Origin of the sequence: Streptococcus oralis, assembly GCF_024399415.1 — a bacterium.
GTDB lineage: Bacteria > Bacillota > Bacilli > Lactobacillales > Streptococcaceae > Streptococcus > Streptococcus oralis_CS.
Map to the genome: position 1 here is coordinate 381148 of NZ_CP029257.1, position 23919 is coordinate 405066.

The window sequence follows — 23919 nt, forward strand, 5'->3', positions numbered from 1 at the left end:
TCAGAAATAGCAATGAGAGATTTCATTAAAAAGGTCTCCATATTGTTTATCGTTTTATTCTTATCTGTTCCATTAGCCTTAATGGGACAGCTGCTTGGTAGCGCTGCAGAAAATGAAGGCAGTAATACTATTGAAGTAGGTGGAAATACAAAGATAACACAAAATGGATGTTCCCGTAAAATTGAAAAAACGGAAAAAATTAGCTGGCGCCTGCCTAGAAAACCAGTGGATTTGGTAATCTTGCAGGATGCGAGTGGATCATTTAAGAACACCATTCCAAATGTCCAGAACGCTTTAAAAACTCTGACGACATTTGTGAAGGAAGAAGAGTATGATGAAAATAACCCACGTTTGGTTAAGACTGATAATCCAGATACATCAGACCGGGTTATGATGGCGACCTTCCAAGGTGCAGATGGATACAACTACTACTACAATAATGATTTTACAGGTCGTAAAGATGTTTATGGTAGTTGGGGACCTGACTATGATTACAAATACAAGGCAAGTAACTTGTCTTCTGATCAAAATGATATCCATCAATTCATTAATAATATTAAAGTAGCGGGAGGAACACCAACTGTTCCAGCTATTGACGATGTCATTGCTCAATATAATGAAAGAAAAGGGAATATGGCTAATGGTCGTAAAACTATCTTTCTTTTGATTACGGATGGTGTTGCCAATGGGAAACGTGACCCTGATGGTAAGGTTCGTCTAGAGTACAGTGATTATCGGAACAATATTCTTACACGTGCATGGAATTTTAATGAACTAACAGAGGCTTCTCAAAACGTTTTAGGGCGTGTGAAAGAGGTTAAGGAAGCATCTACAAGACTTAAAAATGTTGTTGGTTCTGAAGGAACAGTAGTAGTTGGTTTCTGGGAGGACGTAACAATCTTTGCGAATTCCAAAGCTCAGTACTATGACACATATAAAGAAGGTTATTCAAAATATTTTGATATAGGGGATAACCGAAGTGTCCAAGAGATTTTCCATGAAGCATTAGAGGGGATGGCTTCTCCAGCTAAAAATATCAATGGAAAAGATGTTTCCTTCTATGTTAATGAACAAAGCGATATCAATAAATTCTCAAGTCGAGTTCTAGAATCTGTTGGTGCTGCTCTGGTTAAAGAAGATATCAAAGGTGAGTTTGAAGTTACTCCAGGATATAAGGTAGATGCAGTTCGAATCAATGGTAAGAAGATTGTATCAAAGGTTACCGATTCGAAGAAAGAAATTCGTGGTAAGATTGTTCAAGAAGGAGACAAGGTTACAATCTCTGTTCCAGAGAGTGTCTTTAATCCAGGAAACAACAAGTTTGACTATGATTTGAGTAAGGAAGCACATGCTGAACAAGTTGATGAGGATGATGAGCAAGACCCTCCTGCAGACTACAAACCAGTTAAGGAGACAGTACCAGTTCCTGAGCTGACTGGTAAATTTAAAGTTGGTGATTTTGCGACTGAAACAATCGGTGGTTCGAAAGAAACTGTAGAAGTTCAAAAACTGGAATACTGTTACCCAAGTGCCACCAAGAAAATTGCAGACCAAGATCAAAGCAATGATACTGGTACTATTGAAGATCCGCTTCAATTGACTAAAAAACCAGCCTATGCAGCGAACTTGTCTGCCAAAGACGAAACATTTACTTATACAGTAGATTACAACTTCAACAACGCTCCTTATGAGTTTAAGCAAAACGTTATGTTGACAGACCCTCTTGACTATCGTTTGGAGGTTGTAGGTCACCATGCGTCTGGCCCAGAAGGTACTATCCTGACACGTGTTGTGAAGCAAAAGGATGATCTTGGAAACGAACGTGATGTTGTTGTTGCTGATGTACCAAGTGTGAATGGTTATGAATACTTAGTGCTTCAAAAAGCTAAAATGACCATTACCGTTCGCTTGAAGGAGCAATATCGCAATAATCAAGCGAGCAAAGAATTTATGGCCCTTCTTCAGGATAATGATGGTTTCGGTTTGCTGAACCAGGGTAATATCATGTGGAATGGTGAGGATAATAATCCTGATCCAAGTAACCATGCTAAAACAGCTGACAAACCAAGTACAATTCGACGCTCAAACCCAGTCTATGTCAAACCACCAGTCGAGACAGAAGTTACAAAGAAGGTCAATGGTAAGGAACATGAAGATCTTAAGAAAGAAGAAGAACTCTTCGAGTACAAGGTGACTGTTCCATGGCCAGGCATTGCAGATACATTCAGCCTTACGGATACAGTTGTTTCAGAGTTGGAAGTTCAGGCAGATAGCTTGAATGTAAAACTTGGTGAAAAAGATAATACTGAGTTGAAAACTGCTACAAAAGTTGAAGGTCAAACTGTTTCACTGACTCTTGATAAAACTCAACTTGAAAAAATCTCACGTAAGGTAACGCGTCGTAAAACTAAAGATGTTCAATACCTTGAATTGACCTTCAAGGCTAAGATTCGTCCGGGTGCTGACCTTTCTAAATATAAGGAAGATGGTCAAATTAAAGTACCTAACACGGCAGATGTTGCCTTGAATGATATCAAGAAAACATCGAATAAAGTAACGGTTACCCCACCAAAACCAAAAGAACCTTCTATTGATAAGAAGATTAATGAGAACTTGGATAGCTTCCAAACGTTTGATGGGCAACCATACAACTACAACATTACAACAGCAGTACCAAGTGATGTTGCCAATTACAAGAAATTTGTGATTCGTGATACACTGGATGCTAATTTGGAACTTGCAGGCGACGTAAGTATTAAAGGTTCTGCAGCGGCACTCTTTGATATCCACACCAATGACCAAGAGATTACGGCAACGGTGAAGGATGGTCAGTTTGGTGAACTTGCAAAATACTCAACTGTTGAACTAGTCATTCCTGCAAAAGTTAAAAATGGTGTGACAGGTACAACCATTGAAAACAAGGCTTCTATTTCCTTTACAAATGAGAATAATGTAGAGAAAGAAGTTGAATCGAAACCTGTCACCGTAACGCCACCTCCTGTAACGAAGAAGATCAATGAAACCCTTGATCACTTAGATATCGCGACAGGTCAAGCGTATAACTACAACATTAAGACAAAACTTCCAACAGATATTACAGATTACAAGAAATTTGTGATTACAGATACACTTGAAGGAGATTTGTCAGTTATCAATGAAACTTCAAGCAAACCAGTTATCAAAGGAGCGGCTACAGCCTTCTTCGATGTAACAGTTGAGGGTCAAACCGTGACTGCAACGATGAAGGACTTTGCGAACGCTACAGACCTTGCTGGTCAAGAAGTGGAATTGATTATTCCGGCTAAGATCAATGATGGAGTGACTCGTATCAACATTCCAAATACTGCGAAGTTCAGCTTCACAGATAAGAACGATCATAGCGGAGAAAAAGAAACGAAACCTGTCACCGTAACCCCTCCTTCAGAACCAGGTGTTGATAAGAAAATCAACGAAACACTGACAGAGGCAACAATCGGTGCAGAAACCGACTTTACTTATAATATCAAAGCGAAATTGCCAAATGATATTACAACGTACAAGTCCTTCGTTGTAACGGATACCTTGGATGAGAACTTGACTCCAGGTCAAGCTGAAATCAAGGGAGCTGCAGCGAAATTCTTCGATGTAACAGTTCAAGGTCAAACCGTGACTGCAACGATGAAAGATTTTGCGAATGCGGGTGACTACGGTAACCAAGAAGTAGAGCTCGTGATTCATGCCAAAGTGAAGAAAGGCTCAACTGTTCCATCTATTGAGAACAAAGCTAAGATTACTTACACCAACAAGAATGACCAACAAGGTGAGAAAGAAACCAAGCCGGTCACTGTTACACCACCACCAATCACGAAGAAGGTGAATGGTCAGGAACACGCAGATCTTGGTAAGTTATCAGAAATCTTTACTTATACGATTGACTCAACGGTTCCACATGTGGCAGATACCTTTACCATTTCAGATGATATCGTCAAAGAATTGGCATTTGAAGGAGAAGCAACGGTCACTGTTGATGGCCAAGCTGTTCAAGACCTTACTGTAACAACAGAAGGTCAACGTTTGACGGTCACATTTGGTAAAGAGCAAGTGAAACAATATGCTGGTAAAGCTGTACAAGTTTCATTTAAGGCTAAGGTGAAGGAAGGCATTACCTTTGATGCACTTTTAGCGGCTTATCCAAATGAATCAAAAGACAAGCCGGTAGTACCAAATACTGCTAGCTACATCATTAATGACAATCCAGATTCTAAGAAAGAATCAAAACCAGTCACTGTCACTCCACCGCCAACAACAACTCCAGAGCTTAGGAAGGAAGTAAACGGAGCAGAACGTTACGATCTTGCAAAACGTAATGAAGAATTTACTTATACTTTGAAAACAACAATGCCTGCCAATGCAACTGAGTTTGAGATGACAGACGAGTTGAAAGAAGTTCTAGAATTTGTTGGTGAGAATGCTTCAGCTACTGTTAAACTTGATGGTGAGGATGCAGGATCTAAGGCGACAGTGACACTTTCTGGTCAAGTCATCAAAGTTGCCTTTACAGAAGCTTCTGTCAAAGCAGATGCCGGTAAGTCAATTGAAGTGAATTTCAAGGCTAAGATTAGAGATAATGCCAACTTGTCAGCTTATGTGAATAAAGATGGTAAGACAGAGATTCCGAATAAGGCTTCTTATGATATTGATCATAATCCAAAATATCACAAGGACTCTAACGAAGTCCCAGTAACGCCACCAACACCAGAAGAGCCAGAGATCAAGAAAGATGTGAATGGCAAAGAATCAGCAACACTTGCGAAACGTGATGAAGTCTTCACTTATAATGTGAAAACAAGTGTAGCGCAAGATGCGACAGCCTTCTCAGTCACAGATACCCTAGTGGACGTTCTTGAATTCGCAGGAACTTCAAGTGCTAAATTGAATGGTCAAGCTCTTGATGCAAGTCAAATCAAGGTAGAAGGACAAACCATTACCTTGACGCTTACAGAAGACCAAGTGAAAGCCAATGGCGGTCAAGCAGTTGAATTAACATTCGATGCCAAGATCAAAGCTGGCGCAAACTTGTCTGCATATGTGAAGGAAGACGGCCGTACACAGATTCCGAATAAGGCTTCTTATGACGCAAGCTTCCCACACAAACCAGGTGTGCACAAGGATTCGAACGAAGTCCCAGTGACGCCACCAACACCAGACGAGCCAGAGATCAAGAAAGATGTGAACGGTAAGGCAGAAGAAACCCTCGTAAAACGCGACCAAGTCTTCACATACAATGTGAAAACAACAGTAGCGCAAGATGCGACAGCCTTCAGCGTAACCGATAAGATCGAAGATGTTCTTGAGTTCGCAGGTAAATCAAGTGCGACCTTGAATGGTCAAGCTCTTGATGCTAGCCAAATCAAGGTAGAAGGACAAACCATTACCTTGACCCTTACAGAAGACCAAGTGAAAGCCAATGGCGGTCAAGCAGTTGAATTAACATTCGACGCCAAGATCAAAGCTGGCGCAAACTTGTCCGCATATGTGAAGGAAGACGGCCGTACACAGATTCCGAATAAGGCTTCTTACGACGCAAGCTTCCCACACAAACCAGGTGTGCACAAGGACTCTAACGAAGTCCCAGTAACACCTCCAACACCAGACGAGCCAGAAATCAAGAAAGATGTGAACGGCAAGGCAGAAGAAACTCTCGCAAAACGCGACCAAGTCTTCACATACAATGTGAAAACAAGTGTAGCGCAAGATGCGACAGCCTTCTCAGTCACAGATACACTAGTAGACGTTCTTGAATTCGCAGGAACTTCAAGTGCTAAATTGAATGGTCAAGCTCTTGACGCTAGCCAAATCAAGGTAGAAGGTCAAACCATTACCTTGACTCTTACAGAAGAACAAGCTAAAACAAGTGCTGGTCAAGCTGTTGAATTAACTTTCGACGCGAAGATCAAAGCGGGTGCTAACTTGTCTGATTATGTAACAGAAGATAAGTCAATCAAGGTTCCGAACAAGGCAGCTTACAAGGTAGATCTTCCAAACAAACCAGGCTTCACTAAGGATTCCAATGAAGTTCCAGTAACGCCACCGACTCCAGAAGAGCCAGAAATCAAGAAAGATGTCAACACGAAAGCTGAAGAAACACTCGCTGATCGTGATCAAGTCTTCACCTACAACGTGAAAACAAGTGTTCCAACAGATGCGACAGTCTTCAGTGTAAGTGATACACTTGAATCTGTTCTTGATTATGCAGGTTCAGCAAACGCGAGCTTGAATGGTCAAGCGCTTGACGCTAGCCAAATCAAGGTAGAAGGTCAAACCATTACCTTGACACTTACAAAAGAACAAGTGAAAGCAAATGGTGGTCAAGCAGTTGAATTGAGCTTCACTGCGAAGATTAAAGCGGGAGCTGATTTGACTCCATATCTAACAGATCGTGGATTCACTGTTCCAAATACAGCTTCTTATGACGCGAAGTTCCCACACAAACCAGGGCTACACAAAGATTCGAATAAAGTTCCGGTAGTCGTTCCAAAAGAACCAGAACCAGAAATTTCTAAGAAGATTAATCGTACCTTGGACCACTTGGATGTGGAATACGACGCACCATACATGTATAATGTCAATACAACTTTGCCAAAAGATATTGATAAGTACAAAGAGTTCACAGTCACAGATACACTCGAACCGGTCTTGGCAATCGCTGATACGCCAGTAGCCTATGTGGATGGTCGTGATGCAAATGGTGCCCTTGAAACAAGTGTTAAGGGAAATACAGTCACTGTGAAAGTGAAAGATTTCGCTCGATTGAAAGGTTTCAAAGAAATCCAATTGTATATTCCAGCTAAACTCAAAGCGAATAGCGATTTGAAAGCTTATAAGGACCAATTGGTACCAAACAAAGCAACTGTCAACTTCAAGGATGCGAATGGTCAATCTGGCAGCAAGGAAACAAAACCAGTAACGGTGAAACCGCGTGACCCAGAAAAACCAACAGATCCAACACCAGGTGAACCTGCTAAGACAGTTGGGCCAGAAGATGGATCTAAACCTGATAAAGACTACCACTTACCAAACGCTTTAGATACCTTCCGCTTCGATATCACTACACCGGTTCCAACAGATCCAGTAGATGAAAACGGAAATGCTAAGAAGGATCAATATGGTCGTCTTATCAAGACAGACTTGACTAGCTTTACGATCACTGATAAAATCGATTCAGTCTTGAAAGTCAACAAAGACCGTATCGCTCTTAAAGTTGAAAATGCTCAGTTTGACAAGATCAAAGCAACTCTTCAAGCTCAACTTGAACAGTCTGAGAAAGAACTCAAAGCTTTGACAGGCAAGTCAACAGAAGAGACTTCAACAGAGACTGGTAAGAAGGAAGAACTCAAGGCAGCGGAAGCTAAAGTAGCTGAATTGAAAGCGAAGTTGGAAGCAGCTAAGGCAGCGCAGCCAGCTAAACCAGCTGAAACTACAACACCAGCTACTCCAGCAACAGCTGCTGAAGAAACAACTCCAGCTACATCTAATTCTTCTGCATCAGAAGATAAGAAACCTGCAACTAGCGAGCCAAGTCAAGATCTTGCAAGCTTGGAAGCAGAGTTGAAAGCAGCTGAAGAAAACTTGGCTAAACTTCAAGCACCAGCTGAGAAAGAATCAGAATTGGTACCAGCTGATAAGAAACAACAACAAGAGAAACTTGAAAATGAAATCAAGAAACTAAAAGAAGCTCAAACCAAGCTTCAAGCAGCTATTGATAAATTGAGTAAGGCTTCAAATGATCGTGGTGAATTAGTAGGTAAAGATTTAGAAGCAATTGCTACTGTTACTTACGATGAAACTAGCAATGTTGTGACTTTTGAAATCAGCGATAAGGATGTTCTTGAAGCCGTGAAGGGAAGTACCGTACGTCTTGTACTTTACACTAACTTCAAAGAAGGAACAGATTTTACAAAATTCACTGGTGGTGTACCAAATACAGCTGAAGTAAGCTTTAACCATAATCCAAAGCCAAAAACTACCAACAAAGTTGTGGTGTTCCCACCAACACCAGAAAAACCACAAACTCCGCCACCAGGTGGAACCGTTCCTCCAGCAGAACCTAAGAAAATATTGCCAAATACAGGTTCTGAAGGATCTTCAATCTTTGGAGTACTTGCAGCCCTAGCTCTAGGACTTGCTGGACTTCTAGTTTGGAAGCGTAAAGCTGAACGTTAGTATCATATAGTAAGAGGAGAGTAGAAAATTTTACTCTTCTCCTTACTGTATATTGAAAGTGTTAAGGAAAGAATAATGAGTAGAAAAAAATTATTAAAGTTAGGAATTTCTATACTTGCTTTAAATGCACTTGGAGTAGCCACTTATCATGTAGCTCCCGACTTGTATCAAATTCCAACAGTGCATGCGGAAGAGACACCAGCGGAAGATGAAGAAATTCCAGATGGCCAAGAGCGAAGTATTGCAAATACTTTCAAAAGAATGCTTGATAGTATAGAATCTTCAATTAAGGATTTTACAAATAGTCCAGATGAGGATAATAAAGAACTCCTAGAGGGTGATGTAGAAGAAGCAAAGAATTTTTTTGAGACTGCAAAGAAGGCAATGAAGAGTCCAGAAGGTCAAAAAAGTTTTGCGGCGCTTGAAGCTCGCTACAATTCTTTAAAAGCTAAGGCTGAGGCACTTCTCACTGGGGGAGATTTAAAAGAAGAACATCAAGAAGTCACAACTACTGAGGAGATTCCTTACCCATCTCGGACAGAAAACAATGCAGACCTCGCTGAAGGTACTCGAAAGGTAAAACAAGCGGGAGAAAAAGGTCAGAAGAAAGTTGTTTGGGATGTTACTTTGGTAAATGGCGTTGAGAAAAAACGTGATAGAAAGAACCAAACAGTAATTAAAGAACCAGTAGAAGAAATCATCGAAGTTGGAACTAAGAAAACAGGTGTTGAAACCAAAGAAACAGTGACTGTGGAGGAAAAAGTTGCTTTCAAAGAAGAAACGAAAGTAGATCCAGCACTGGATAAAGGTCAAACGCGTGTTGAAGAAGGTGAAGAAGGTATCGATGAAGTCACTTATGAAGTGACAAAAGTGGATGGTGTTGAAAAATCTCGTAAAGAAGTTTCACGCAAGACTAAGAAAGTTGCAAAAAACAAGATTACTTATACAGGTTCAAAAACTGTTGTAACGACTAAGGAAGTAACCAAAACTGAAGAAGTTGCCTTCCAGACTCGTGAGGTTGAAAATGCACTCTTAGCCGAAGGTGTTCGCCGAGTGAAAACAGCTGGGCAAAAAGGTGTTCGTACGATTGTTGAAACAGTGACTTACACAGACGGTGTTGAAACAGGCCGCGAGGTGAAATCAAATACAATCACTACTCCAGCAGTAGACGAAGTTGTCGAAATTGGAACTAAGAAAGCAGCGGTTGTAACGACTAAGGAAGAGACCAAGACAGAAGAAGTTGCTTTCCAAACTAAGGAAGTAACAAATCCAAATCTTCCAGAAGGAAGTCGTCAAGTGAAAGCTGTTGGTAAGAAGGGTGTTCGCACCATTGTTTATACAGTGACTTACACAGACGGCGTTGAAACAGGTCGCGAGGTGAAATCCAACACAATCACCACTCCAGCAGTAGATGAAGTTGTCGAAGTTGGAACTAAGAAAGTAGTAGCCCCAGTTGTAACGACTAAGGAAGAAACGAAGACAGAAGAAGTTGCTTTCCAAGTCAAAGAAGTGCAGAACGCAGACCTTCCAGAAGGCAGTCGTCAAGTGAAGATAGCTGGTAAGAAGGGTGTTCGCACCATTGTTTATACAGTGACTTACACAGATGGCGTTGAAACAGGTCGTGTTGAGAAATCAAGCACAATCACCACTCCAGCAGTAGATGAGATTGTCGAAGTTGGAACTAAGAAAGTAACTCCTACAACAACCAACGGTGATAAGAATGATACTGCAACAACAGGGAACCAAGCTGAAAGCACTAAGAAAGAAGAAACTGCAAGCCAAGAACAGAAAGTTCTACCAAGCACAGGTACAGCTTCTACCAGTCTTCTTTCAATGATTGGTTTATTTATCGCTGGTCTAGTAGGCTTTGTCGTTCGTAAGAAAGACTAAGGCTCTCTAATTGTACAAAAGCATCTTTTGTACGAGAAATACTAAAAAGAACCCAGAATTTATTCTTGGGTTCTTTTTTATAAAAAATTAAATATATTAATGTTTATGTGTAGCTTGAGTACGTTATGAAACTCATGGAGTGATAATAGGTTCAACAATAAAACAGCTATTTACATAGTGTAAACGCCTGTTCTGAAATTTTGATATTTTAATTATTCTCACCGAAAATTGACAATCTGGAAATACAAAAAAGTAAATATTTTTTTATATCTGCTTTCAATTTCCCTTTCTTTGTGTTAGAATGAGATGAATATTTCTTTTGAAATGATCAAATAATCATTTTTAGTTTTGGAGGTACATTATGAAATGGAAATATCGCATGAGAATGCCTTTTTCTACTATTTTCAGTAGAAAAAAACAGGCTTTTCTCGGACTAGTCGTTTTACTTTTTTCTATTTTTCTTCTTCCGCTTCAATCTTATGCGGCTTTAGAAGAAATAAAAAATGGAACGGATATCTCAACCTTGGATATTCGTAAGTTTAATTTGAACATCAACAATTTTAGTGTTTTATCTAAATCACAGGCTGTTGATCAGTTTCATTTATCGAATCCCCACTATGAATATCTCTGGGGTGGTGCCTATCCAGGCGAGATGGAGAACTTTACTCTTAAAGTAGATAAAAGTAAAAAGCAGGATCAAGTTTTTGAAAATCCTCTTTCTCTAAAATTCACAAATATTGGGACAGTTAATGGTAAGCAAGTAGATGCTTACTTAAAATTCAATAAGGTAACTCTTCACTATCTAAACACTGCTCAAGCAGAGTCTGAAATGAATAGTACTCAAAAATCTACTGTTGAATTTTTCTCAATTTCTGAATTATGGGAAAGTAGTGCTTTTGAAATTGGTAATGTTCCTTACGTAGATGCGAATCATGACTACATCATGAATAAAGCATTTTGGATTGATGCTGATGTAACAGCCGAGTTGAGTTATGCAGATGGTTCAGAGACAGATTTGAAGTTGGTCATGAAACCAACGGATATCGATGCAATGGATGCAAACAACTTGAAGGAAACCTTCTATATTAAAGGTTATCAAAATGATGTTAATCTTCGTCTGATGAACAATGCCAATGTTTTGAAACAGGAAGACCAAGGAGAACGAACTGCTTGGATTGCGACTCAGATTACAAGTGGTAGCTATTCTGAGAACAATATCTCTGGTTTCGCCCTTCGATCGAATAGTAATAGGATGAATTTTGCTTATTCATCAACAGAGGTTGCTTCGGCCGTCTTTGGTCTCTATGTTGAAAAACTTGATCCTAGCCCTGTTCTAGAAGTTGATCCTACAGAGATTCCAGCTAAAGAGGGGCAAAATATCACTTATAAAGCAAGGTTTAAAGTTCCGGTTCCTGGCAAAGATCTTTTAGCAGCGCCTTCATCTATCGAAATGGTTCAGAATTTTGATGAGCGCCTTGATTATCAAGAACTTAAAGTTGAATCAGGTGGAGTGACTCTGCAAGAAGGACGTGACTATACGATCGAGAAATCAGGTCAAACAGTTACTGTTAAAATGACACCTGAATACATAAAAGCAAATTCTTCTGCTGAAATTATTGTAACTTATAATACTACTACAAACAAAAAAGTGGAAGAAAAGGGACCTGAAAAAATTAACAACACTGTAACCTTGCATGTTGATAACTTATCAGCTCCTTCTAATCAGGTGAGCACTGCTCTTCTTTACGAAAAACACCATGAATTTGTCAGTGGAACTCCAGGTAAAGAGTTGCCACAAGAAGTGAAAGATTTGCTTCCAGCAACAGAAAAGAATTTACCTAATGGCAGTCAAGTAACGCCAACACAACCAAGTCAAACGGAAGTGAAGACAGCAGAAGGTACTTGGAGCTTCAAGTCCTATGACAAGGCATCAGAAACCATCAATGGAGCGGATGCTCACTTTGTCGGTACTTGGGAATTCACCCCAGCACCAACTTACAAGGCAACACATGAGTTTGTCAGCGGAACGCCAGGAAAAGAACTTCCACAAGAAGTGAAAACCTTGCTTCCAGCAGACCAAACAGACTTGAAAGATGGTAGTCAAGCAACTCCAACGCAACCAAGCCAAACAGAAGTGAAGACCGCAGAAGGTACATGGAGCTTCAAGTCCTATGACAAGGCATCAGAAACCATCAATGGAGCGGATGCCCACTTTATCGGTACTTGGGAATTCACCCCAGCACCAACTTACAAGGCAACACATGAGTTTGTCAGCGGAACGCCAGGAAAAGAACTTCCACAAGAAGTGAAAACCTTGCTTCCAGCAGACCAAACAGACTTGAAAGACGGTAGTCAAGCGACTCCAACCCAACCAAGTCAAACTGAGGTTAAGACAGCAGAAGGTACATGGAGCTTCAAGTCCTATGACAAGGCATCAGAAACCATCAATGGAGCGGATGCCCACTTTATCGGTACTTGGGAATTTACTCCAGCACCAACCTACAAAGCAACACATGAATTTGTAAGCGGAACTCCAGGTAAAGAACTTCCACAAGAAGTGAAAGCCTTGCTTCCAGCAGATCAAACAGAACTGAAAGACGGTAGCCAAGCAACGCCAACACAACCAAGTCAAACTGAGGTTAAGACAGCAGAAGGTACATGGAGCTTCAAGTCCTACGACAAGACTTCAGAGACCATTAATGGAGCAGACGCACACTTCGTAGGCACCTGGGAATTCACTCCAGCGCCAACAGTGACTCATAAGGCAACTCACGAGTTTGTCAGCGGAACTCCGGGTAAAGAGCTTCCACAAGAAGTGAAGGCCCTTCTTCCGGCAGACCAAACAAACTTGAAAGATGGCAGCCAAGCAACACCAACTCAACCAAGTCAAACAGAAGTGAAGACAGCAGAAGGTACATGGAGCTTCAAGTCCTACGACAAGACTTCAGAGACCATTAATGGAGCAGACGCACACTTCGTAGGCACCTGGGAATTCACTCCAGCGCCAACAGTGACTCATAAGGCAACTCACGAGTTTGTCAGCGGAACTCCGGGTAAAGAGCTTCCACAAGAAGTGAAGGCCCTTCTTCCGGCAGACCAAACAAACTTGAAAGATGGCAGCCAAGCAACACCAACTCAACCAAGTCAAACAGAAGTGAAGACAGCAGAAGGCACTTGGAGCTTCAAGTCCTACGACAAGACTTCAGAGACTGTCAACGGTTCAGATGTTAAGTTTGTAGGTACTTGGGAATTTACAGCGAGCTCAGCTCCAACAGTGACTCATAAAGCAGTTCACGAGTTTGTCAGCGGAACGCCAGGAAAAGAACTTCCACAAGAAGTGAAAGCCTTGCTTCCAGGAGATCAAACAGATCTGAAAGATGGCAGTCAAGTGACTCCAACTCAACCAAGTCAAACTGAGGTTAAGACAGCAGAGGGCACATGGAGCTTCAAGTCCTACGACAAGACATCGGAAACAATTAATGGATCAGATGTTAAGTTTGTAGGCACATGGGAATTCACAGCAAGCCCGGTTCCAACAGTGACTCATAAAGCAGTTCACGAGTTTGTCAGCGGAACTCCAGGCAAAGAACTTCCACAAGAAGTGAAAACCTTGCTTCCAGCAGACCAAACAGACTTGAAGGACGGCAGCCAAGTAACTCCAACTCAACCAAGTCAAACAGAAGTGAAGACCACAGAAGGTACATGGAGCTTTAAGTCCTACGATAAGACTTCTGAAACTATTAATGGGGCAGATGTTAAGTTTGTAGGCACATGGGAATTTACAGCAAGCCCAGTTCCAACAGTGACTCATAAAGCAGTTCACGAGTTTGTTAGCGGAACCCCAGGTAAAGAACTTCCACAAGAAGTGAAAACCTTGCTTCCAGCAGACCAAACAGACTTGAAAGACGGTAGTCAAGCGACACCAACGCAACCAAGCCAAACAGAAGTGAAAACGGCAGAAGGCACCTGGAGCTTTAAGTCTTATGACAAGGCATCAGAAACCATCAATGGAGCGGATGTTAAGTTTGTAGGTACATGGGAATTCACAGAAAGCCCAGCTCCAACAGTGACTCATAAAGCAGTTCACGAGTTTGTCAGCGGAACGCCAGGCAACGAACTTCCACAAGAAGTGAAAACCTTGCTTCCAGCAGACCAAACAGACTTGAAAGACGGTAGTCAAGTGACACCAACGCAACCAAGCCAAACAGAAGTGAAGACGGCAGAAGGCACCTGGAGCTTTAAGTCTTATGACAAGGCATCAGAAACCATCAATGGAGCGGATGTTAAGTTTGTAGGTACATGGGAATTCACAGAAAGCCCAGCTCCAACAGTGACTCATAAAGCAGTTCACGAGTTTGTCAGCGGAACGCCAGGCAACGAACTTCCACAAGAAGTGAAAACCTTGCTTCCAGCAGACCAAACAGACTTGAAAGACGGTAGTCAAGTGACACCAACGCAACCAAGCCAAACAGAAGTGAAGACGGCAGAAGGCACCTGGAGCTTTAAGTCTTATGACAAGGCATCAGAAACCATCAATGGAGCGGATGTTAAGTTTGTAGGTACATGGGAATTCACAGAAAGCCCAGCTCCAACAGTGACTCATAAAGCAGTTCACGAGTTTGTCAGCGGAACGCCAGGCAACGAACTTCCACAAGAAGTGAAAACCTTGCTTCCAGCAGACCAAACAGACTTGAAAGACGGTAGTCAAGCGACTCCGACACAACCAAGCCAAACAGAAGTGAAGACAGCAGAAGGCACATGGAGCTTCAAGTCCTACGATAAGACATCGGAAACAATTAATGGATCAGATGTTAAGTTTATAGGTACATGGGAATTTACAGCAACTCCAGTTCCAACAGTGACTCATAAAGCAGTTCACGAGTTTGTTAGCGGAACTCCAGGTAAAGAACTTCCACAAGAAGTGAAAGCCTTGCTTCCAGCAGACCAAACAAACTTGAAAGATGGCAGCCAAGCAATGCCAACGCAACCAAGTCAAACAGAGGTTAAGACAGCAGAAGGCACATGGAGCTTCAAGTCTTATGACAAGACATCTGAAACCATCAATGGAGCAGACGCACACTTCGTAGGAACCTGGGAATTCACTCCGGCCCCAATTAAAGATTCTGGAAATACTAGTCAACCAGAAGAAGGAAGTAGTCAAAAGCAGAACTTGTTACCAAACACAGGTTCAGCAGTATCTGGTCTTCTTTCAATCATCGGTCTTGCCTTTGCAAGCCTAGCAGCTTTTGTTCTTCGCAAGAAAGATTAAGCTACTCTTAGGAAATAACAAAATGACTTCTTAATTCCTGAGCCTAAGAAGAGAGAACGAAAAATCGTTCTCTCTTTTTCGTTTTATACACTTGTTTAATTTCTTATCTAATCTATGGTTTTTTCAGACTTAAAAGGAAATGCCAAGTATATGAGAAGTAAGATTCTAGGTCTTCAGACTGATTTTTAGCACTCTTGGCAAAAGAGTGCTAAATTTTTGAGTTTTTGTCTTGACATTCTCTTCTAAGGGTGTATAATAGAATCATGAATTAGCACTTGGATGTATCGAGTGCTAATCGATTGGACGGAGAGGAGTGATGAGATGGTTACAGAGCGTCAGCAGGATATTTTAAATCTGATTATTGACATCTTTACCAAAACGCACGAACCTGTCGGATCCAAGGCGCTACAAGAGTCTATTAATTCTAGTAGTGCTACCATTCGTAATGACATGGCAGCTCTAGAGAAGCAGGGTTTGCTTGAGAAGGCTCATACCTCAAGCGGTCGGATGCCAAGTGTCGCGGGATTTCAGTACTATGTGAAACACTCGCTTGCTTTTGACAGACTGGCTGAAAATGAGGTATACGAGATTGTCAAAGCCTTTGATCAGGAGTTCTTCAAACTGGAGGATATTCTGCAAGAGGCTGCTAATCTACTGACAGACCTGAGCGGCTGTACGATAGTAGCACTGGATGTTGAGCCGAGCAGGCAACGATTGACAGCCTTTGATATCGTTGTTTTGGGACAACATACAGCCTTGGCAGTATTTACCCTAGACGAGTCCCGAACGGTTACCAGTCAGTTTCTGATTCCAAGGAACTTCTTGCAGGAAGATTTGCTGAAACTGAAGAGCATCATTCAGGAACGTTTCCTCGGTCACACCGTTCTGGATATTCACTACAAGATTCGGACGGAGATTCCGCAGATTATCCAGCGTTACTTTACGACAACGGACAATGTCATGGATCTCTTTGAACACATTTTTAAAGAAATGTTCAACGAAAACATTGTAGTGTCGGGTAAGGTCAATCTCTTGAATTTTGCCAATCTAGCAGCCTATCAGTTCTTTGACCAACCGCAAAAAGTGGCTCTGGAGATTCGTGAGGGTCTGCATGAAGATCAAATGCAAAATGTCCGTGTTGCGGACAGTCAGGAATCCTGTCTAGCTGACTTGGCGGTGATTAGTAGCAAGTTCCTTATTCCTTATCGAGGTTTTGGAATTTTGGCGATTATCGGTCCGGTCAATCTGGATTACCAGCAATTGGTCAACCAAGTCAATGTGGTCAATCGTGTTTTGACCATGAAGTTGACAGATTTTTATCGCTACCTCAGCAGTAATCATTATGAAGTAAATTAATTTTGAAATCATTAAAGGAGGCGAACATGGCCCGAGATAAAAAAAACGAAGAAATGAAAGAAGAGGAAGTTGTGGAAACAACTGAAGAAACAACTCCTGAGAAGTCTGAGTTGGACTTGGCAAATGAACGTGCGGATGAGTTCGAAAACAAATACCTTCGCGCTCATGCAGAAATGCAAAATATTCAACGCCGTGCCAATGAAGAACGTCAAAACTTGCAACGTTATCGTAGCCAAGATCTGGCAAAAGCAATTTTACCGTCGCTTGACAACTTAGAACGTGCACTAGCAGTTGAAGGTTTGACAGACGACGTCAAAAAAGGATTGGAGATGGTGCAAGAGAGCTTGATTCACGCTTTGAAAGAAGAAGGAATCGAAGAAATCGCAGCTGACGGTGAATTTGACCATAACTACCATATGGCCATCCAAACTCTCCCAGCAGACGATGAACACCCAGCAGACACCATCGCTCAAGTCTTCCAAAAAGGCTACAAACTCCATGACCGCATCCTACGCCCAGCAATGGTAGTGGTCTATAACTAGGCTAGAGAACTTAAAAACTTGTCCGAAACGACAATAAACTATGAAGAAAGATAAAAAGCAAGCCGGAGGCTTGCAAGGAAGATATTTCCCGCCGTGGTGAAAGTTTCAGTAGCTTTTGCTACTGAAACAGGGGATTTTTGAGACAATAGGCTCAAAAATAAGTGATGAAATCCCAAAGGGAGTTGCTCACGTCCCCACCACTTAAGGGAAATATCAAAAAATCAAAATTCGAATTAAAATTTAAGGAGAAAAACACATGTCTAAAATTATCGGTATTGACTTAGGTACAACAAACTCAGCAGTTGCAGTTCTTGAAGGAACTGAAAGCAAAATCATCGCAAACCCAGAAGGAAACCGTACAACTCCATCTGTAGTATCATTCAAAAACGGTGAAATCATTGTTGGTGATGCTGCAAAACGTCAAGCAGTCACAAACCCAGATACAGTTATCTCTATCAAATCTAAGATGGGAACTTCTGAAAAAGTTTCTGCAAATGGAAAAGAATATACTCCACAAGAAATCTCAGCTATGATTCTTCAATACTTGAAAGGTTACGCTGAAGAGTACCTTGGTGAAAAAGTAACCAAAGCAGTTATCACAGTTCCAGCTTACTTCAACGATGCTCAACGTCAAGCAACTAAAGACGCTGGTAAAATCGCTGGTCTTGAAGTAGAACGTATCGTCAACGAACCAACTGCAGCAGCTCTTGCTTACGGTTTGGACAAGACTGACAAAGAAGAAAAAATCTTGGTATTCGACCTTGGTGGTGGTACATTCGACGTATCTATCCTTGAATTGGGTGACGGTGTCTTCGATGTATTGTCAACTGCAGGGGACAATAAACTCGGTGGTGATGACTTTGACCAAAAAATCATTGACCACTTGGTAGCAGAATTCAAGAAAGAAAACGGTATTGACTTGTCTACTGACAAGATGGCAATGCAACGTTTGAAAGATGCGGCTGAAAAAGCTAAGAAAGACCTTTCTGGTGTAACTTCAACTCAAATCAGCTTGCCATTCATCACTGCAGGTGAGGCTGGACCTCTTCACTTGGAAATGACTTTGACTCGTGCGAAATTTGACGATTTGACTCGTGACCTTGTAGAACGTACAAAAGTTCCAGTTCGTCAAGCCCTTTCAGATGCAGGTTTGAGCTTGTCAGAAATCGACGAAGTGATCCTTGTTGGTGGTTCAACTCGTATCCCAGCCGTTGTAGAAGCTGTTAAGGCTGAAACTGGTAAAGAACCAAACAAATCAGTAAACCCTGACGAAGTAGTTGCCATGGGTGCTGCGATCCAAGGTGGTGTAATTACTGGTGATGTGAAAGACGTTGTCCTTCTTGATGTAACACCATTGTCACTTGGTATCGAAACAATGGGTGGAGTCTTCACAAAACTTATCGATCGCAACACTACTATTCCAACATCTAAATCACAAGTCTTCTCAACTGCGGCAGACAACCAACCGGCCGTTGATATCCACGTTCTTCAAGGTGAACGCCCAATGGCAGCAGATAACAAGACTCTTGGACGCTTCCAATTGACTGATATCCCAGCCGCACCTCGTGGAATTCCTCAAATCGAAGTAACTTTCGACATCGACAAGAACGGTATCGTATCTGTTAAAGCCAAAGACCTTGGAACTCAAAAAGAACAAACTATTGTTATCCAATCTAACTCAGGTTTGACTGATGAAGAAATCGACCGCATGATGAAAGATGCGGAAGCTAACGCTGAAGCAGATAAGAAACGTAAAGAAGAAGTAGACCTTCGTAACGAAGTAGACCAAGCTATCTTTGCGACTGAAAAGACAATCAAGGAAACTGAAGGCAAAGGCTTCGATGCAGAGCGTGACGCTGCCCAAGCTGCCCTTGATGACCTTAAGAAAGCGCAAGAAGATAATAACTTGGACGAAATGAAAGCAAAACTTGAAGCATTGAATGAAAAAGCTCAAGGACTTGCTGTTAAACTCTACGAACAAGCTGCTGCAGCCCAACAAGCTCAAGCAGGAGCAGAAGGCGCACAAGCAACAGGAAACGCAGGCGATGACGTCGTAGACGGAGAGTTTACGGAGAAATAAAATAGTCCAGTGGACTATTTTATCCCGAGCTTGAAAATCGGAGAGCGAGGTCGATAAGAATGAGGAATCACTAGAGTGATTGTCATTCTACTGCAATCGCTATGGCGACTTGCTAAAAGCCTTACTCGTTCAAAAAAAGTATAATCGACTTTGTTTTAGAACGTCGTAATGATAAGAAGAAATTCAGAGGTTGCAACCCAGCCTCTGTTTTTCGGTAAGAAAAGAGTTGGAACGTAAATTTTTGGTTCTTCTTTAAACTAAGTTAGAAAGGAACTGAAACTGACCTAAACCGAGGTTTCGTTCCGAAATATTAACAGAAAGGAATAAGGGTGTTCGTAATTGAACTCGAGCGGAAAGCTTGGAAATTAGATAAACCTCCTAAGAAATCAGGATTTCTTGTCGGTTTCCTAAATTTCAGTCGCTTTCTGTTCGCTCTTAGTATCTTGTATGAACAATACTGAATTTTATGATCGTCTGGGGGTGTCAAAAAACGCTTCGGCAGACGAGATCAAAAAGGCTTATCGTAAGCTTTCCAAAAAATACCACCCAGATATCAACAAGGAGCCTGGCGCTGAGGAAAAGTACAAGGAAGTTCAAGAAGCCTATGAGACTTTGAGTGACGACCAAAAACGTGCAGCCTATGACCAATATGGTGCTGCGGGTGCCAACGGTGGCTTTGGTGGTGCTGGTGGTTTTGGCGGATTTGACGGAGCAGGTGGCTTCGGTGGTTTCGAAGATATCTTCTCAAGTTTTTTCGGGGGAGGCGGAGCTTCACGCAATCCAAACGCTCCTCGTCAAGGGGATGACCTCCAGTACCGTGTGAACTTGACCTTTGAAGAAGCTATTTTCGGAGCTGAAAAAGAAGTCAAGTACAACCGTGAAGCAAGCTGTCGTACATGTAACGGCTCTGGTGCTAAGCCAGGGACAAGTCCAGTCACTTGTGGACGCTGTCATGGTGCTGGTGTTATTAACGTTGATACGCAGACTCCTCTTGGTATGATGCGCCGTCAAGTAACCTGTGATGTCTGTCATGGTCGCGGAAAAGAAATCAAAGATCCATGTACAACTTGTCACGGAACAGGTCATGAAAAACAAGCTCATAGCGTACATGTAAAAATCCCTGCTGGTGTGGAAACAGGCCAACAAATTCGCCTAGCTGGTCAAGGTGAAGCAGGCTTTAACGGTGGGCCTTATGGTGACTTGTATGTAGTAGTTTCTGTGGAAGCTAGCGACAAGTTTGAACGTGAAGGAACCACTATTTTCTACAAGTTAAATCTTAATATCGTCCAAGCTACTCTTGGAGATACTGTTGAAATTCCAACCGTGCATGGAGATGTTGAATTGGTTATCCCAGAAGGAACACAGACTGGCAAGAAATTCCGTCTACGTGGCAAGGGAGCACCGAGCCTTCGTGGCGGTGCCGTTGGTGACCAATATGTTACTGTCAATGTCGTGACTCCAACAGGTTTGAACGACCGCCAAAAAGCAGCGCTTAAAGAATTCGCAGCTGCAGGTGACTTGAAAGTTAATCCAAAGAAAAAAGGCTTCTTTGACCATATAAAAGATGCCTTTGAAGGAGAATAAAGTAAAAAGAGCCGGCGGGCTCTTTTTAAAGCGTAAACAAGCTATATCCCATCAACTATACACCACAATTTAGACAACTCATTCACCATTTCATAACTAATACTCTTCGAAAATCTCTTCAAACCGCGTCAACGTCGCCTTGCCGTATATATGTGACTGAATTCGTCAGTCTTATCTACAACCTCAAAACAGTGTTTTGAGCAACCTGCGGCTAGTTTCCTAGTTTGCTCTTTGATTTTTATTGAGTATAAATCAAATACTTTCCCAGACTTTTCGCCGCAATGAAAACACCTGAAACCGGTTGATTTCAGGTGTTCGGAAACTTTAAGACCTAGGCTCAAAGTTTAGGTATGGAATTTCGAAGAAGGTCGCTACTGTTCGTCATTACTTAAGGAGAGTCTTAAAAAATCTATAAACCAAAAAGAGCCATCGGGCTCTTTTTAATTATCCTCATGCTCCTGTGTTTCTTTTATCACAGCTAGTCTAGTTTGGAAATCTTTTTCCAAGACTTTAAATTTATAGGTTAAATCTTTTTGGTATTCCTTGATAAGGGCTTTTTGTTGGTCGATGATTTGTAGGCTGTTTTGGATGATATCCAAATCCTCCTTCATAGCCTCGACACGGTCGCTAGTATCCACAAATTCCTCTGTGATGGCTTGGCGATTTTTTACGACAAAATAACTTCCAGCTGCAGCTCCTGCAAATAGCAGTAGATTAGATAATTTCATGGCAACTCCTTAGGCGTTTTTGATAGTTTCAGCGACTTGGGCGAGTTTGTCAAAGTCAGGTTCGTGGGCGATAAAATCAATCTTGAGGTCATCGTCCGCACTGTAGCGAGGTACGAGGTGAACGTGGGTATGAAAGACTGTTTGGCCTGCGATTTCTTCACAGTTGGCAATGATATTCATGCCAGCAGCCTTGGTAGCTTTCATAACTTTTTGAGCTACTTTTGGTACTTGGGCAAAGAGTTGGCTGGCGCTAGTAGCATCCATTTCCAAAAGATTGCGATAGTGCTCTTTTGGTACGACCAAGGTGTGTCCTGGTGTTACTTGAGAGATATCAAGAAAGGCAAGAATCTGCTCATCCTCGTATACTTTTGAAGCAGGAATCTCCCCTGCGATGATCTTACAAAAAATGCAATCTGACATAAAATCCACCTCTACTGTATTGAATTTTGATATAATATAGCTACATTATACCAGATTTGGAGAAAATATGTTAGAAATTAAAAACCTGACAGGAGGCTATATTCACGTTCCTGTCTTGAAAGATGTGTCCTTTACCGTTGAAAGTGGGCAGTTGGTCGGTTTGATTGGCCTCAACGGTGCTGGGAAATCAACGACTATCAATGAGATAATCGGTCTTTTGACGCCTTACAGTGGGGAAATCAAGATTAATGGTTTAACCCTGCGAGAAGATGCGACCAACTATCGCAAGCAGATTGGCTACATCCCAGAAACGCCTAGCTTGTATGAGGAATTGACCCTCAGAGAGCATATCGAGACGGTTGCCATGGCCTATGGTATTGGGCAAAAAGTGGCTTTTGATCGTGTGGAACCTTTGTTAAAAATGTTTCGTCTGGATCAAAAATTAGACTGGTTTCCAGTGCATTTCTCCAAAGGGATGAAGCAGAAAGTCATGATTATCTGTGCCTTTGTGGTGGATCCGAGCCTTTTCATCGTTGATGAGCCTTTCCTTGGGCTCGATCCGCTGGCCATTTCTGACTTGATTCAGCTTCTAGAAGTAGAAAAGCAAAAAGGCAAGTCCATTCTCATGAGTACCCATGTTTTGGATTCGGCGGAGAAGATGTGTGATGCCTTTGTTATTCTCCACAAGGGGGAGGTGCGGGCTCAGGGGAACCTCCAGCAACTCCGCGAAGCCTTTGACATGCCTCAAGCGAGTTTGAATGACATTTACTTGGCTCTGACCAAAGAGGAGGAGCTATGAAAGACTTGTTTTTAAAGCGAAAGCAGGCTTTTCGTAAGGAGTGTGTCGGTTATCTACGTTATGTCCTAAATGACCACTTTGTCTTGTTCCTGCTAGTTCTCATCGGTTTTCTAGCTTACCAGTACAGTCAACTCTTGCAAGATTTTCCTGAAAATCACTGGCCTATTCTCTTGTTTTTAGTAATAGTATCTATCTTGCTTTTGGCTTGGGGAGGAATCGCGACCTACATGGAAGTACCTGACAAGCTCTTTCTCTTAGCCAGTGAAGAGGAGGTTAAGTCTCACCTCAAAGGGCAGACGGTGCGCTCATTGGTTTTCTGGACAATTGTTCAAACCCTCTTTTTACTCTTGTTTGCGCCCTTATTTTTAGCCATGGGTTATGGCTTGCCAGTCTTTCTCATCCATGTGCTTTTACTGGGAGCTGGGAAATACTTCCTCTTTCGCCAAAAGGCCAGTAAATTTCTTACTGAGACTGGAATCGACTGGGACTATGTGATCACCCAAGAAAGCAAGCGCAAGCAAGTCTTGCTTCGTTTCTTTGCTCTCTTTACTCAGGTTAAGGGTGTTTCAAATAGTGTCAAACGTCGCGCTTATCTGGATTTTATCCTAAAGACTGTTCAAAAGGTGCCAGGGAAGATTTGGCAAAACCTCTATCTTCGTTCTTACTTGCGAAATGGAGACCTCTTTGCGCTCAGTCTCCGCCTCTTGCTCCTATCCTTGTTAGCTGTAATCTTTATCGAGCAGTCTTGGATTACGACAGCAGTGGTTGTCCTGTTTAATTACCTCTTGCTCTTTCAGTTGCTAGCACTCTATCATGCCTTTGACTACCAATACTTAACCCAGCTCTTTCCTTTAGAAAAGGGTGAAAAAGAGAAGGGCTTAAAACAGATTGTGCTCGGTGTTGGAAGTGTCGTTCTTTTGTTGGAATTGCTAGTCGGAGCAGTGGTTTTTCAAGAAAAAATAGCCTTGTTGGCTCTTGTAGGGGCTAGTCTCTTCCTACAATTGTTTTATTTACCTTACCAACTAAAAAGATTGGTTGACGAATAGACC

11 protein-coding genes and 1 pseudogene are annotated in these 23919 nt (G+C 41.9%); 10 read left to right on the plus strand and 2 right to left on the minus strand.

What is annotated here, in order from left to right; translation table 11 throughout:
• Positions 1-12: 12 nt before the first annotated feature.
• From padA to dnaJ, 8 genes and pseudogenes are all read left to right on the plus strand, one after another.
• Positions 13-8202: an LPXTG-anchored isopeptide-forming adhesin PadA gene (gene padA / locus DG474_RS01915; protein WP_255778640.1), complete on the plus strand. Its 8190-nt coding sequence runs from the start codon at positions 13-15 to the stop codon at positions 8200-8202.
• 75 nt (positions 8203-8277) lie between these two features.
• Positions 8278-10092, plus strand: a complete 1815-nt coding sequence (locus DG474_RS01920; protein WP_000087620.1) for a G5 domain-containing protein — start codon at positions 8278-8280, stop codon at positions 10090-10092.
• Positions 10093-10453: 361 nt separating this feature from the next.
• The gene (locus tag DG474_RS01925; protein ID WP_255778653.1) at positions 10454-15361 is read left to right on the plus strand and encodes an LPXTG-anchored SHIRT domain periscope protein; all 4908 of its coding nucleotides are present in this window, start codon (positions 10454-10456) and stop codon (positions 15359-15361) included.
• Positions 15362-15435: 74 nt separating this feature from the next.
• Positions 15436-15522, plus strand: a pseudogene (locus DG474_RS01930) (DUF2812 domain-containing protein); the annotation flags it as partial.
• Positions 15523-15682: 160 nt separating this feature from the next.
• Positions 15683-16717, plus strand: coding sequence for a heat-inducible transcriptional repressor HrcA (hrcA, locus tag DG474_RS01935; protein ID WP_255778663.1), 1035 nt, complete (start codon positions 15683-15685; stop codon positions 16715-16717).
• Positions 16718-16743: 26 nt separating this feature from the next.
• Complete coding sequence (gene grpE / locus DG474_RS01940) at positions 16744-17259, plus strand: nucleotide exchange factor GrpE (protein ID WP_049519837.1); 516 nt, start codon at positions 16744-16746, stop codon at positions 17257-17259.
• Positions 17260-17515: 256 nt separating this feature from the next.
• The gene (gene dnaK / locus DG474_RS01945; RefSeq protein ID WP_000034683.1) at positions 17516-19339 is read left to right on the plus strand and encodes a molecular chaperone DnaK; all 1824 of its coding nucleotides are present in this window, start codon (positions 17516-17518) and stop codon (positions 19337-19339) included.
• A 447-nt stretch (positions 19340-19786) separates the two neighbouring features.
• A complete protein-coding gene (gene dnaJ, locus DG474_RS01950) occupies positions 19787-20923 on the plus strand; it encodes a molecular chaperone DnaJ (protein WP_001066307.1) in 1137 nt (378 codons plus the stop codon).
• A 440-nt stretch (positions 20924-21363) separates the two neighbouring features.
• On the opposite strand, the gene DG474_RS01955 is transcribed toward dnaJ, so the two are convergent.
• Positions 21364-21651 (minus strand): hypothetical protein, encoded by a 288-nt coding sequence (locus DG474_RS01955; RefSeq protein WP_255778679.1) that lies wholly within the window; start codon positions 21649-21651, stop codon positions 21364-21366.
• Between the two features lie 9 nt (positions 21652-21660).
• On the minus strand, positions 21661-22071 hold the full coding sequence (locus DG474_RS01960; RefSeq protein ID WP_255778680.1) for an HIT family protein: 411 nt from the start codon (positions 22069-22071) through the stop codon (positions 21661-21663).
• 67 nt (positions 22072-22138) lie between these two features.
• Between DG474_RS01960 and DG474_RS01965 the strand changes: the two genes are divergently transcribed.
• Together DG474_RS01965 and DG474_RS01970 are read left to right on the plus strand one after the other, a co-directional pair.
• Entirely contained in the window at positions 22139-22870 is a 732-nt protein-coding gene (locus DG474_RS01965) for an ABC transporter ATP-binding protein (RefSeq protein WP_255778681.1), read from the plus strand.
• Complete coding sequence (locus DG474_RS01970; RefSeq protein ID WP_255778682.1) at positions 22867-23916, plus strand: ABC transporter permease; 1050 nt, start codon at positions 22867-22869, stop codon at positions 23914-23916. Before DG474_RS01965 ends, DG474_RS01970 begins: the two co-directional genes overlap by 4 nt.
• The last annotated feature ends 3 nt before the right edge of the window (positions 23917-23919 follow it).